This window comes from Paracoccus haematequi (assembly GCF_900631945.1).
Taxonomy (GTDB): Bacteria; Pseudomonadota; Alphaproteobacteria; order Rhodobacterales; family Rhodobacteraceae; genus Paracoccus; species Paracoccus haematequi_A.
In genome coordinates, this window is the sequence record NZ_UZWE01000036.1 from 153,770 (window position 1) to 166,426 (window position 12,657).

At 67.4% G+C, this 12,657-nt stretch carries 16 protein-coding genes and 1 pseudogene; 4 read left to right on the top strand and 13 right to left on the bottom strand.

The window, feature by feature from the left end; translation table 11 throughout:
• The 7 genes from PARHAE_RS13355 to PARHAE_RS21130 all read right to left on the bottom strand — a co-directional run bounded on the left by PARHAE_RS13355 (position 1) and on the right by PARHAE_RS21130 (position 4,770).
• The gene (locus PARHAE_RS13355) at positions 1 to 1,029 is read right to left on the bottom strand and encodes a Gfo/Idh/MocA family protein (protein ID WP_206436952.1); all 1,029 of its coding nucleotides are present in this window, start codon (positions 1,027 to 1,029) and stop codon (positions 1 to 3) included.
• A complete protein-coding gene (gene aroQ, locus PARHAE_RS13360; RefSeq protein WP_126155080.1) occupies positions 1,026 to 1,472 on the bottom strand; it encodes a type II 3-dehydroquinate dehydratase in 447 nt (148 codons plus the stop codon). Before aroQ ends, PARHAE_RS13355 begins: the two co-directional genes overlap by 4 nt.
• Before the next feature lie 67 nt (positions 1,473 to 1,539).
• Positions 1,540 to 2,358, bottom strand: coding sequence for a transporter substrate-binding domain-containing protein (locus PARHAE_RS13365; RefSeq protein WP_126155081.1), 819 nt, complete (start codon positions 2,356 to 2,358; stop codon positions 1,540 to 1,542).
• A 52-nt stretch (positions 2,359 to 2,410) separates the two neighbouring features.
• Complete coding sequence (locus tag PARHAE_RS13370) at positions 2,411 to 3,235, bottom strand: transporter substrate-binding domain-containing protein (RefSeq protein WP_126155082.1); 825 nt, start codon at positions 3,233 to 3,235, stop codon at positions 2,411 to 2,413.
• 27 nt (positions 3,236 to 3,262) lie between these two features.
• Positions 3,263 to 3,913 carry an amino acid ABC transporter permease gene (locus PARHAE_RS13375; RefSeq protein WP_126155083.1) on the bottom strand — a complete coding sequence of 217 codons (651 nt, stop codon included), beginning with the start codon at positions 3,911 to 3,913 and terminating at the stop codon, positions 3,263 to 3,265.
• A 13-nt stretch (positions 3,914 to 3,926) separates the two neighbouring features.
• Positions 3,927 to 4,589, bottom strand: a complete 663-nt coding sequence (locus PARHAE_RS13380) for an amino acid ABC transporter permease (RefSeq protein WP_126155084.1) — start codon at positions 4,587 to 4,589, stop codon at positions 3,927 to 3,929.
• Positions 4,590 to 4,617: 28 nt separating this feature from the next.
• The gene (locus tag PARHAE_RS21130) at positions 4,618 to 4,770 is read right to left on the bottom strand and encodes a hypothetical protein (protein WP_164555245.1); all 153 of its coding nucleotides are present in this window, start codon (positions 4,768 to 4,770) and stop codon (positions 4,618 to 4,620) included.
• 33 nt (positions 4,771 to 4,803) lie between these two features.
• Between PARHAE_RS21130 and PARHAE_RS13385 the strand changes: the two genes are divergently transcribed.
• On the top strand, positions 4,804 to 5,646 hold the full coding sequence (locus PARHAE_RS13385) for a 3-oxoadipate:acetyl-CoA acetyltransferase (protein ID WP_126155085.1): 843 nt from the start codon (positions 4,804 to 4,806) through the stop codon (positions 5,644 to 5,646).
• A 174-nt stretch (positions 5,647 to 5,820) separates the two neighbouring features.
• Positions 5,821 to 7,086 (top strand): MFS transporter, encoded by a 1,266-nt coding sequence (locus PARHAE_RS13390; protein WP_206436953.1) that lies wholly within the window; start codon positions 5,821 to 5,823, stop codon positions 7,084 to 7,086.
• Between the two features lie 34 nt (positions 7,087 to 7,120).
• On the opposite strand, the gene PARHAE_RS13395 is transcribed toward PARHAE_RS13390, so the two are convergent.
• The 5 genes from PARHAE_RS13395 to pcaD form a co-directional block, all read right to left on the bottom strand.
• Complete coding sequence (locus PARHAE_RS13395; RefSeq protein ID WP_126155087.1) at positions 7,121 to 8,149, bottom strand: 3-carboxy-cis,cis-muconate cycloisomerase; 1,029 nt, start codon at positions 8,147 to 8,149, stop codon at positions 7,121 to 7,123.
• A gap of 65 nt (positions 8,150 to 8,214) precedes the next feature.
• Positions 8,215 to 8,814, bottom strand: coding sequence for a protocatechuate 3,4-dioxygenase subunit alpha (gene pcaG, locus PARHAE_RS13400; RefSeq protein ID WP_126155088.1), 600 nt, complete (start codon positions 8,812 to 8,814; stop codon positions 8,215 to 8,217).
• A 1-nt stretch (position 8,815) separates the two neighbouring features.
• Positions 8,816 to 9,544, bottom strand: coding sequence for a protocatechuate 3,4-dioxygenase subunit beta (gene pcaH / locus PARHAE_RS13405; protein WP_126155089.1), 729 nt, complete (start codon positions 9,542 to 9,544; stop codon positions 8,816 to 8,818).
• Positions 9,541 to 9,936 (bottom strand): 4-carboxymuconolactone decarboxylase, encoded by a 396-nt coding sequence (gene pcaC / locus PARHAE_RS13410; RefSeq protein ID WP_126155090.1) that lies wholly within the window; start codon positions 9,934 to 9,936, stop codon positions 9,541 to 9,543. The genes pcaH and pcaC overlap by 4 nt, the downstream gene beginning before the upstream one ends.
• Positions 9,933 to 10,718 carry a 3-oxoadipate enol-lactonase gene (gene pcaD / locus PARHAE_RS13415; protein WP_126155091.1) on the bottom strand — a complete coding sequence of 262 codons (786 nt, stop codon included), beginning with the start codon at positions 10,716 to 10,718 and terminating at the stop codon, positions 9,933 to 9,935. The genes pcaC and pcaD overlap by 4 nt, the downstream gene beginning before the upstream one ends.
• A gap of 86 nt (positions 10,719 to 10,804) precedes the next feature.
• On the opposite strand from pcaD, the gene PARHAE_RS13420 reads away from it, so the two are divergent.
• A complete protein-coding gene (locus tag PARHAE_RS13420; protein WP_126155092.1) occupies positions 10,805 to 11,707 on the top strand; it encodes a LysR substrate-binding domain-containing protein in 903 nt (300 codons plus the stop codon).
• A 197-nt stretch (positions 11,708 to 11,904) separates the two neighbouring features.
• Here the strand turns inward: PARHAE_RS13420 and PARHAE_RS21710 are convergent.
• A pseudogene (locus PARHAE_RS21710) lies at positions 11,905 to 11,970 on the bottom strand (hypothetical protein); the annotation flags it as partial.
• Positions 11,971 to 12,126: 156 nt separating this feature from the next.
• Between PARHAE_RS21710 and PARHAE_RS13430 the strand changes: the two are divergent.
• Positions 12,127 to 12,627: a YciE/YciF ferroxidase family protein gene (locus PARHAE_RS13430; RefSeq protein ID WP_126155093.1), complete on the top strand. Its 501-nt coding sequence runs from the start codon at positions 12,127 to 12,129 to the stop codon at positions 12,625 to 12,627.
• Positions 12,628 to 12,657: the final 30 nt, after the last annotated feature.

Here is a 12,657-nt window from a genome sequence, read left to right on the forward strand (position 1 = left end):
TCAAAGCGCGATGCGGGCGCCGGTTTCGGCGGATTGCTTGACGGCCTGGATGACGCGCAGGGTCTCCAGCCCGTCGCGGCCCGACACCAAGGGCGGTTCCCGGCCTGCGATCACGCGGGCGAACTGGCTGACTTGCCGGGCCAGGGGGTCTTCGTCGGACACCGTGGCCCGCTGCACGTCGAAGGGCGAATACCAACTGCGTTCGCCCCGCGCGGTGCGCAGTGTCAGGGACGGCAGGGCCAGCGATCCGTGGGTGCCGCCGATCAGATAGCAATGCTCGTCCGTCTGCGGATAGGCGGGGTTTTCGCCGGTGGTCATCTCCCAGGACCAGGGCGCCACCGTCGCGTCGCAGACGCTGACCGTGGCGAGCATGCCGCTGGCGAATTCCAGCAGGATCACCGCCGTTTCCTCGACCGCGTTGCCGCGCAGGGCGTTCGATTCGCGCGCGGTGACGGCGGTCACGTCGTCCAGCAGGTAACGCAGGTTGTCCACGTCATGGATCAGGTTCAGGAAGACCGGCCCCGCGCCTTTTTCGCGCCGCCAAGCCACGTCGAAGTAATCGTCGGGCTTGCACAGCCAGAACATCGCATTGGCGACGACCGGGGTGCCGATGCTGCCGTCCTGGATCAACTCGCGCGCCTTCTGCATCAGCGGGTTGTGGCGGCGATGGTGCCCGGTCAGCAGCGGAACGCCCGCCGCATCCGCCGCCGCGACCAGCCGTTCGGCGTCCGTCACGCTGTCGCAAAGCGGCTTTTCGATCAGCGCGGGCAGGTTTGCGGCGATGCAGTCCAGGCCGTTCCGCATGTGCATCTGGTTCGGGGTTGCAACAATCACGCCGTCCGGGCGGGGACCCGCCATCGCCTCGTCCAGCGACCGGACCCAGGGCGCGCCATATTCCGCCGCCACCGCTTGGCCCGTGGGCGAGGGGTCGATGACGCAGGCCAGATCCGCGTCCGCCGAGGCCGCGACATGCATCGCGTGGCGCTTGCCGATCAGGCCCGCGCCCATGACGGCGATGCGCGGTGTCACGCGTCCGCCCCGGCCAGCGTGACGATGCGGCGCAGGGCCAGGCGATAGCCCTCGGTCCCGCATCCGGCGATCACGCCGTCGGCGCGCAGGCTGACATAGGAATGGTGGCGGAAGGACTCGCGCTTGTGGACGTTCGAGATATGGACCTCGATCACCGGGCCGTCGAAGGCGTTGAGCGCGTCCAAGATCGCCACCGAGGTGTGGGTATAGGCGGCGGGGTTGATGACGATGCCTGCGCCATCCTCGCGCGCCTGATGGATCCAGTCGATGATCTGGCCCTCGGTGTTCGATTGCAGGAAACGCGTCTGGACGCCCAGTTCCAAGGCCAGCGTCGCGCAGTCGCGTTCCACGTCGGCCAGGGTCTCGGACCCGTAGATATGGGGCTGGCGCTTGCCCAGCAGGTTCAGGTTCGGACCATTCAGGATATAGACGAGCTTCGGCATGGGATGTGACCTTCGGGGCAGGGGGCGCCCGGCGGCGGAACCGCCGGGCCGTGGGATTGTCGCGGGCTTACTGGGCGATGGCGAAGGGCACGCCGTCCATTTCCCCAGGCAGTTGCGGCGGATCCATGTGCATCCAGGTGTTGTAGATGCCCTTGAACTCATCGGTTTTCATGAACTCGCCCAGGAAGGCGTTGACGGTCTGGTTCCAGTCGGCCTCGCCCAGGCGGGTGCCGACGCCGTTGTAAAGCGCCGTCAGAGGCATCTTGTTTTCGTATCTGCCGGGGGCGCCAGCCTCGATCCGGGTGATGTAGAACTGGTTGCCGCCCACCGCATCGACCTGGCCCGACATCAGCGCCTGGATGGTCGCCGCGTCGTCGTCGAAGCGCATGATGTTCGTGCCTTCCGGCGCCAGGGCGGTTAGCGCGGTATCCTGAGCCGCCGAACGCGGCACCCCGATGCGATAGTCGGCCAGCTTCTCGGGCGTCGAGAGATCGGCGTCCTTCGGACCCACGACCGACATCTGGTTCGCCGCATAGGGGACCGAGAACTGGATCGACTGCGCCCGTTCCGGGTTCATCGCCATGGTGGCGAACAGAACGTCCACCTTGTCGGTGGTCAGCGCCGGGATGCGGTTGGCGACGGCCAGCGGCACGAATTCGGCCTGCACGCCCAGGTATTCGGCAAAGGCGCGGCCCATCGCGGCGTCATAGCCGTCGGCTTGGCCCGACGAATTGATGCAGCCCCAGGGGCAGTTGTCGCCCTGGATGCCGATGCGGATCGTGCCGGATGCCTTGGCCTCCTCGACCGAGCGGGCGTCGGCGGCGGTGCCGACGGCGGCGGCCAGGGCCAGGGCCGCGGCGGCGGCGATGCGGGTGATGTGAAGCATGGTGGTTCCTCCCTGATACGGACCGTCTTGCGGTCCCCGTGGTGTTTAAAGCCTATTGCCGCGCCACGGTGAAGCTGACGCCGTCGATGGTGTCCGGCAATTGCGGCACCTCGACCTGAAGCCATTCGGCATAGGCCGCGTCAAAGGCATCGCTGCCGATGAAGGCGTCCAGGAACTCGTTGGCGGCGGTGTTCCAGTCGGCCTCGCCCAGGCGGGATGCGATGCCCTGGTACAGCGCGCCGATGGGGAACTTGTTTTCGTATTCGCCGGGGCGCGCGGCTTCCAGGCGCTGGATGTAGAACTGGTTCGATCCCACAGCCTCGACCTGACCGGACACGAGCGCCTGGATATTGGCCGCGTCGTCGTCGAACCGCTGGATGCGGGTCTCGGGCGGCGCTTCGGCGGTCAGGATCGTGTCCATCGGCGTCGACCGGGGAACGCCGACCGACCGGCCCGCCAGCGATGCGAGATCGGGCAGGTCGGTCGATTTCGCCGCCGTCACGAACAGGGTGTTTTCGGCATAGGGCTGGCTGAACTGCACCGATTGCGCGCGTTCGGCGGTGATGCCCAGCGACGCGATCAGCACGTCCACCTTGTCGGTGGTCAGCGCCGGGATGCGGTTGGCCACGGCCATGGGCACGAATTCGGCCTCCAACCCCAGATGGGCGGCGAAGGCGCGGGCGACCGCAGCGTCAAAGCCCTGTGCCTCGCCGGTGCTGCCCAGGCAGCCCCAGGGGCAGTTGTCGGCCTGGATGCCCACGATCAGCTTGCCCGAGGCTTTGGCGTCCTCAAGGCTGCGGGCATCGGCGGCGGTGGACAGGCCCGCAGATAGGGCCAGCGTGGCGGCAATGGCCGTCAGCGTCGTCTTCGCAAGCATGTATTCCTCCCAAATTATTATTGTGGTTCAGCGGCGGTCGCGGGCCAGGCGGCGCTCCATCCGGCTGCCCCACAGCGACAGGGGCCAGCACAGCAGGAAATACAGGGCGCCGACGATGCCGAAGACGATCAGCGGCTTGAATGTCTGGTTCGACACGATCTGCCCGGCCCGCGTCAGTTCGATGAAGCCGACGATGGCCGCAAGCGAGGTGCCCTTCAGCAACTGTACCAGGAATCCGATGGTGGCGGGCAGCGACAGCCGTAACGCCTGGGGCAAAACGATGTCGCGCATCAGGCTGCGATACTTGATGCCGAGGGCGTGGGCGGCCTCGGTCTGGCCCAGCGGCACGGCCTGGATGGCGCCGCGCCAGATCTCGCCCAGATAGGCCGAGGCGTGGGCGGTCAGCGCGATGGCCACGGCGCCCCAGGCGGGGACGGTGACGCCCAGCAGCGGCAGGCCGAAATAGACGACGAACAGCTGCATCAGCAGCGGCGTGCCCTGGAAGATCGCGATCCAGGCCGCCGCGATGGTGCGCAGCCAGCGGCGGCGGGCGACGCGGACCAGGGCCACGACTAGGCCGAAGGCGATGCCGCCGACAAATCCGATGGCGGTCAGGGCCAGCGTCCATCCCAGGCCGCGCAGCAGGAACAGCAGTTCGGGGGTTCCGATGGTGGACATGTCCGGCCCCTTTTCAGCGCGTGGGATAGGTGAAGGCCGCGCGAGAGATCAGCGCGAACAGCGACATGATGAACCAGGACAGCGCCAGATACATCGCGGTGATGGTGAAATAGACCTCGAAGCTGCGGAAGGTGTCGCCGTCGATCCGCTGCGCCACGCTGGTCAGTTCAAAGGCGGAAATCGAGGTGGCGATGGATGTGGTCAGCGTCAGCAGGATGAACTGGCTGGCCAGCGAGGGGAACACGGCGCGCAGCGCGGGCTTCAGGATGATCTTGCGGAAGATCTCGCCCGGTTTCAGGCCCAGGGCCAGGCCGGCCTCGGTCTGGCCTTTCGGGATGCTTTCGACGCCGCCCCGGATGATCTCGATCGCATAGGCGCCGCCGTTGAGGCCCAGGGCGATGATCGCGGTGACGGTCGGGTTCAGGCGGATGCCCGCCAGCGGCAGGGCGAAGAAGATGAAGAAGATCTGCACCAGGAAGGGCGTGTTGCGGATCAGTTCGACGAAGGCGATCACCAGGGCCGATCCGACGCGGCTGTGCGACCGGCGGATCGCCACGCCCAGCACGCCGATGATCAGCGCCAGGATCATGCCCGACAGCGCCAGGAACAGCGTGCCGCCCAACCCCATCAGCAATTCGGGCCAACGCGCCCAGACGACGCCAAAGTCCAGTGTCATGGTTTCCCCCCTTCAAAGGCGGCCCGAGTCAGGCGCGGTCAGCCTTTTGATGGAAACTGACCGGGGACGACCGTTCCGTCAAATACCAATCCCCGCATTTTCCTAACATGATGTTAATTTTTCCGGTGCGCTGCGCGGGCGTTGCTGTGGGCTGGCGGTGGCGGCGCTTTTGGTCGATCATGTCCGCAAGCAGTTGTCAAACAAGGGGACTGACATGACCGATCCCTGCATCATCTGCGTGGCGATCACCGGATCGCTGCCGACCAAGGACAACAACCCCGCCGTGCCGATCACCATCGCCGAGCAGCTCGAATCCACCCAGGAAGCCTTCGAGGCGGGCGCGACGATCGCCCACTGCCATGTCCGGGATCACGCCGGCAAGCCGACCAGCGACCCCGACCGTTTCGCCGCGCTGAAAGAGGGGCTGGAAAAGCACTGTCCCGGCCTGATCGTGCAACTGTCCACGGGCGGGCGGTCCGGAGCGGGCCAGGCGCGCGGCGGGATGCTGCCGCTGCGGCCCGACATGGCGTCCCTGTCGGTGGGGTCGAACAACTTCCCGACCCGCGTTTATGAAAACCCGCCTGATCTGGTGGACTGGCTTGCCCAGGAAATGCTGGACCATGACGTGAAGCCGGAAATCGAGGCCTTCGACCTGTCCCATATCCTCAAGGCGCATCAGATGTGGAAGGCGGGGCAGATCAGGGACCGGCCCTATGTGCAGTTCGTGATGGGCGTGAGGAACGCCATGCCCGCCGACCGCGAGGTGTTCGATTATTACATCTATACTGTCAAGCGGCTGTTCGGCCAGGATGCGCCCTGGTGCGCGGCCGGGATCGGGCCGAACCAGATCGTGCTGAACGAATGGGCCATCGGCGCGGGCGGCCACGCCCGCACGGGGCTTGAGGACAATGTGCGCCTGGACCGGGATCGGCTGGCGCCCTCGAACGCGGCTTTGGTCCGCCGCGCCGCCCGGATCGCGGAACGGCATGGCCGCCCCGTCGCGACATGGCGGCAGGCGCGACAGATCCTGGGGCTGCGGATGCCGGAAGCCGCCTGAATCATAACCGGCAAGATATGGATCGCGGAAAAGATTTCATGCCGCAGGCTAAGTGTTTCTTTGTTCACAGGCGGCCGCGGTGATAATGTGCCCGCCGGGGATGAGGCCGGATCGCAGATCGTCGCAACGGGTTGGACACCTGTCGCCCTCCCCCTGATGGGAAGGAGACATCATTTGCCAACCACCTTTGTTCAAAGCAGCGCCGCCCGCACGGTCGCGATCCTGTGCTGGATCGCGGTCGTTCTGGACGGCTTCGATCTTGTCGTGCTGGGCGCGCTGATCCCCACCTTGACCGGCGGCGACACGCCCTGGATGACGCCCGCGCAGGCGACCTTCGTGTCCACCATCAGCCTTGTCGGCATGACTCTGGGCGCGCTGTCCATCGGAATCGCGACCGACTGGCTGGGACGGCGCAAGGTGATGATCTTCGCCGTGCTGGTCTTTTCGGCGCTGACGCTGGCCTGCGCCTTCGCGCAGAACTATGTCCAGCTGGGCATCTTCCGCTTCCTGGCGGGCTTCGGGCTGGGCGGCTGCCTGCCCACCGCCATCGCCATGGTCACCGAATTCTCCAGCGGCAGGGCGGGCAAGGCGTCCACCACGGTGATGACCGGCTATCACGTCGGCGCGGTCGCAACCGCGCTGCTGGGCCTTCTGGTTCTGCCGACGTTGGGCTGGCACGCGATGTTCGTCATCGGCGCCGTTCCCGGTTTCATCCTGGGGCCGGTCATGTACCGCAGCCTGCCCGAATCGCCGTCCTTCCTGCTGGCCAGCGGCCGCCGGGCCGAGGCCGAGGCGATCGCCGCGCGCTATGGCCTGACCCTGCCCGAGTCCGCGCCCCTGCCCGAGGAGCGCGCCTCGCTTGCCGCGCTGTTCCGGGGGAAGCTGCTGCGGAACTCGGTCGCCATCTGCGTGACCTCGTTCATGGGGCTGCTGCTGGTCTATGGCCTGAACACCTGGCTGCCCAAGCTGATGGTGGCGGCGGGATACAGCCTGACGGGCGGCCTGTGGCTGCTGTTGCTGCTGAACGCCGGGGCGATCTGCGGGCTGCTGGCGGCGGGGCGCGTGGGCGACCGGATCGGGCTGAAGGTCGCGGCGGTGGCCTGGTTCCTGTGCGGGGCGGTGCTGCTGGCGGTGCTGTCGGTGCGGATGGGGCCGGGGCTGCTTTATCCGATGGTGTTCCTGACCGGCTGCTTCGTCTTTTCGGCGCAGGTGCTGGTCTATGCCTTCGTCGCCTCGAATTATCCGCCCGGCGTACGGGCGACGGCGCTTGGCGTGGCGGCGGGCGTCGGACGGCTGGGCGCCATCGCCGGGCCGCTGGTCGGGGGCACGCTGGTGTCGATGGGCATCGGCCATCCCTGGGGCTTCTATGTCTTCGCCATCGTCGGCCTGCTGGGGGCGGTGGCCCTGGCGCAGTCGGTGGTGCTGCGCCAGAAGGTCTGAAAACGCGGGGCGCGCGCCTTCGGGCGCCCCTTCGCTACTCTGGCGCACCGATCCGCGTGACCTGACCGGCCAGCGTGATGGCGGTTGACAGCGCCCGGCCCGTGGCCTGCGCCATGCCGGGCAGGATCATCCATTCCAGCGCCCAGGCCGCGCCCGAGCGTTCCTGTTCATGGATCATCGCCTGATGGATCCCGGCAAGCTGCGTGGCGTTGAACCGCGCCAGCGTCACCAGCAGTTCCGCTATGACCGGGTTCTGCTTGTGCGCCATCGCGGACGAGGTGCCGCCGCCCGACAGCGCGATCTCCCCGATCCCCTGCTGGGCCATCAGGGCGATGTCCTGGCCCATCTTGCCCAGCGTGCCGCTGACCAGCGACAGGATCCCCGCGAACTCGGCCACGCCGTCGCGTATCGCGTGCCAGGCGCGGGGCGGGTTTTCCAGGCCAAGCGCCGCCGCCATGTCCGCCGCCACGGTATCCGCCTTGTCGCCCAGATCCCTGCGGTCGCCCGAGGCGCCGCCCAGTTGCAGCCGGGCGACGCGCGGCCGGGCCTGCGCGATCCGGGCGCGATGGTCGGCCAGCGGCAGAAGCCAGGGGGCGATGCGGTCGGCCACGGTGATTTCGGTCGCCGCCTGCATCCGGGTGCGGCCCATCAGCGGGCGCGCGCCGAAGCGGCAGTCCAGTTCCCGCAGCGCCTCCTCCAGCACCGCCAGCCGCGCGTCGATCAGCGCCAGCGTGTCGCGCATGGCGATGGTGGTGGCGGTGTCGATCACGTCCTGGGACGTGGCGCCCTTGTGGACCGCCGCCGCATCGCCCGCTTGCGCCTTCATCTGCCTGACCAGGCGCGGCACGACAACGCCGTCCTGCCCGTTGCCCGCGCGCAGATCGTCCATGTCGAAAGCCATGTCCTCGATGGCCCGCGCTGCGCCCTCATCGCCAAGCGCGCGGCTGAAGGCGGCCTCGAAAGCGCGCATCCCGGCAAGCTGGGCCTCGGGCGACCACAGCCCGGCCATGTCGGGATCGGCGAACAGCCCGCCCAGCCAGGGGTGGTCGAAAGCATCGGTCATGGCTTGCCCTTTCCATGCGAAAGCGGCGCGAGGATGCCCCGCGCCGCGCCCAGTCTAACCCGCGATCAGATGTCCAGGAACACCGTCTCGCCTTCGCCTTGCAGGCGGATGTCGAAGCGATACCTGCCGTCGCCGGTCTTTTTCGCGATCAGCGTCTGCACGCGCGGGCGCTGTTCGATGCGCGACAGGAGTGGGTCGCCCTCGTTGTCCTCGTCCTCGAAATAGATGCGGGTCTGCAACCCGATGTTGATCCCCCGCGCCACGACCCACAGCGAGATATGCGGCGCGAAGGCCCGGCCGTAACGCGATGGAACCCGGCCCGGCTTGACAGTGCGCAGGGTGAATTCCCCCGTGATCGCATCGGCGGCAAAGCGGCAATGGCCCGAAACGGCCGGATCGGCGCCGTCCTGGCCCGCGAAACGCCCCTCGGCGTCCGCCTGCCAGCTTTCGATCAGCGCATCGCGCAGCGCCCAGCCGGTGCCGTCATAGACGGAACCTACGATCTCGATGACCTGGCCCTTGGCGCCGTCGGCGATGGGCGAGGTGCCGATTTCCGCGTCGTAATAGCCGGCATTGCCTGCATAGGTCGGCATCAAGCCAATATGGACATAGGGTCCGGCGGTCTGCGACGCGGTTTCCGTCAGGACATTCAGCGGCTGGACCATCTTACATCCCCTCGATCTTGTTTTCGAACATGGTCTGGCGGCGGCCGCGCAGGACGATGTCGAATTTGTAGGCCAGGTAATCCAGCGGCCGCGAATGCGCCATGTCCAGCGGCGCGACCAGCCGGTCAAGCTGGGATCGGTTGCGGATCGTCGCGGCGATGGGGCACAGGGGGATCAGCGGATCGCCCTCGAAATACATCTGGGTAATCAGGCGCTGCCCGAAGCTGTGGCCATAGACCGAGATATGGATATGCATCGGCCGCCAGTCGTTGCCCCGGTTCGGCCAGGGATAGGCGCCGGGACGGATGGTCAGGAACTGGTAACAGCCGTTCTCGTCTGTCAGCGTCCGCCCGCAGCCGCCGAAATTCGGGTCCAGCGGCGCCAGATAGCTGTCCTTCTTGTGGCGGTAACGCCCCCCGGCATTGGCCTGCCAGATTTCCACTAGCGTGTTCGGCACGGGCCGGGCGTTTTCATCCAGCACGCGGCCGTGCATCAGGATGCGTTCGCCCACGGCGGGGGCGGCGCCCTTGGTCCAGTTCAGGATCAGGTTGTTGTCCAGCGCGCCGATGGCGGAATGGCCGAAGGTCGGGCCGGTTTCCTCGGAGGGGCCGGATTCCATCGTCAGCAGCGGCAGGTTCGGCGACCGGGCCACCGATGTCTTGTAGTCGGGAAAATACGCATCCGGGTGCGCCTCGCGGTTGCGAGGGATCAGCGGGCCTAGATCGGTCATTCGGATGCCGCCTCCATCTCGGCATAGGTCTGTTTCGCCAGCTTGATGGCGTGGTTCGCGCGGGGCACACCGGCATAGATGGCGACGTGCTGGAACGCCTCCATCACGTCGCGTTTGGACGCGCCGGTTCGGGCCGTGGCCCGGATGTGCATGGGGATTTCCTCGAAATTGCCGGTCGCGGCCAGCAGGGCCAGCGTCAGCATGGATCGTTCCCGTCTGGTGATCGCGTCGGAGGCCCAGACGGTCCCCCAGGCGGATTCGGTGATGAGATCCTGGAAAGGCCGGTCCAGGTCGGATTTCGCGGCCTCGGCCCGGTCCACATGGGCGTCGCCCAGGACCGCGCGGCGGGTCGCCATTCCCTGCGCGTGGCGGTCGGTCACGGGATCGGTCATGGGGCGGTCCTTTCCAGAAAATCGGTCAGCAGCCGGGCGGTGGCGGCGGGCTGTTCTACGCAGGGGATATGGCCCGCGTCAGGAATGACGTGGAATTCCGCGCCGCACAGGTCGGCCGTGGCGCGCACCAGATCGGGCGGGGTGGACCCGTCCTGATCGCCCGCCATCGCCAGAACCGGCAGGGTCAGCGCGCGGGTGGATTCAGTCAGGTCGGCGCCCGCGATGGCCGCGCAGCAGCCGGCGTAACCGGCGACCGTGGTGCGGGTCAGCATGTTGCGCCACAACGGAAATTCCGGGTCGGCGTCGCGGAAGGCCGGGGTGAACCAGCGTTCCAGGATCGGCCCGGCAAGGGCCGCGATACCGTCGCGATTGATCGTGTCGATGCGGTCCTGCCACAGCTGCGCGGTGCCGATCTGCGCCGCCGTGTCCATCAAAACCAACGCCCGGACCAGGTCGGGCCGCCGGGCCGCAAGCCCTTGGCCGATCAGCCCGCCGATGGACAGGCCCACGAAGGTCACGTCGCGCAGGGACAGGCCGTCGCAGACCGCCTCGGCATCCGCGACCAACTGGTCCATGGAATAGGGCGCGGGCGTGGCGTCGGTCAGCCCGTGGCCGCGCTTGTCGAAGCGCACGATCCGCAGCCCGGCGGGCAGCAACGGCAGCAGCGCGTCCCAGATCCGCAGATCGGTGCCCAGCGAATTGGCCAGCACCACCGCGCGCCCGTCGCGCGGGCCTTCGTCGCGGATGTGGATGGTGATGTCGGATGTGGAGATGGTCTGCATTCTTTCCCCCTTGCGCTGCTTATCGCATGACAGATGCGGCGATGAAAATTATAATGATGGAAAGATACCATAACCGGAAGGTTATCATGCTGCATTCCCATCTGCGCCTGCGCCACCTGCGCTGCTTTCTGGAAACGGCGCGCCTGGGCAGCCTGTCGGCGGCGGCCGAGGCGCTGCATGTCAGCCAGCCCGCCGCCTCCAAGACCATCCGCGAGCTTGAGGAGATCCTGGGCGTCCAGTTGTTCGACAGGTCCGGGCGCAAGCTGGCGCTGACGCCGGCGGGCCGGGTCTATCAGACCCATGCCGGCACCGCGCTTGCCGATCTGGAACGGGCGCAGTCGCTGGTGCTGTCGCCGCCTCCGGAACGCCCGCGCCTGCATCTGGGGGTGCTGCCCACGGCGGCCACGGGACTGGTGCCGCGCGCGGCCCTGGCATTCCGCGAAACCCGACCCGATGTCCTGCTGGACGTGATGACCGGGCCGAACTGGCTGCTGCTGTCGCTGCTGCGCGAAGGACAGCTTGACCTGGTGGTGGGCCGGATGCCCACGGCGGGCAATACCGAGGGGCTGGGCTTCCGGCGCCTTTACTGGGAGCGTGTCGTGCCGGTCGTGCGCGCGGGCCATCCGCTGTTGCGGCTGGACTGGGATTACGGCGAACTGGCTCATCATCCGCTGATGCTGCCGCCCGCAGGGGCGATGATCGCGTCCTCGGTCAGAAGCTGGCTGCATTCGGTCGGCATCACCGACCCGCAGCCCGCGTTCGAGAACGTCTCGCTGGCCTTCGGGCGCGAGGTCGTGACCCGTTCGGACACGGTGTGGTTCATATCCGAAGGGGTGGTGCGCCCGGAAATCGAATCGGGCGCCCTGGTCGTCCTGCCGATTCGCAACGAATTGCTGGGCGGCCCGGTCGGCATTTCCCTGCGCGAGGGCGGCGAGCCGTCGCCCCCCGCGCAGGCGTTCATCGCCGCCCTGGAGGCCGCCGCTCGGTAAGGCAGGCCCACATAGTTTTCCGCCAGGTCGCGCTGCGCGGTTTCCGATTCCGCCAGATGGGCCAGGGTGGCGCGGCGCATCCGGGCGGCGAAGCTGTCCTCGTCGTCGAAGCGGTGTAGCATCATCGTCATCTGCCAACTGAAGCGCATCGCCTTCCAGATCCGGGCCAAGGCGCGGCCGGAATAGGCGCCGATGCCGGTCTGGTCGCCCTTCAGCGCGGCGATCAGCGCCGGGTGCAGATAGAATACATCCGATACCGCCAAGTTCAGTCCCTTGGCCCGGAAGGCGGGATGCGGCGGCGCGGCCGATTGATAAAGGCCGGTTCGGCACGGTCGCGGGGAACGGACGGGCGGGACGATTGTTAAGGGGATGTCTCAGGGCCGCGACCGACGCGGCGGATCAAGCAACGGAGATTTTCCATGGCCGACAAGACGCTGGACACGCTGTTTCACGAAACGCTGAAGGACATCTATTACGCCGAGCGCAAGATCCTGACCGCGCTGCGCAAGATGGCCCGCGCGGCGCAAAGCGAGGATCTGAAGGCTGCGTTCAAGGCGCATGAGGAGGAGACCCAGACCCAGGTCGAGCGCCTGACCCAGGTGTTCGAACTGATCGGCAAGCGCCCGCGCGGCAAGACCTGCGACGCCATCGAAGGCATCATTGCCGAAGGCGAGGACATCATTGACGAATTCAAGGACAGCCCCGCCCTCGACGCGGGCCTGCTGGCCGCAGCCCAGGCGGTCGAGCATTACGAGATCAGCCGTTATGGCACGCTGAAGGCCTGGGCGCAGACCCTGGGGCTGGACGAGGCCGCGTCGCTGCTGGACGAGACCTTGCAGGAAGAAACCGCCACGGACGAAAAGCTGACCAGCCTGGCCGAGGCGGTCATCAACGCCGCCGCCACCCAGGAAGCGGCCTGATCAACGGCAAGGCCCGCGCCCGTCGCGGGC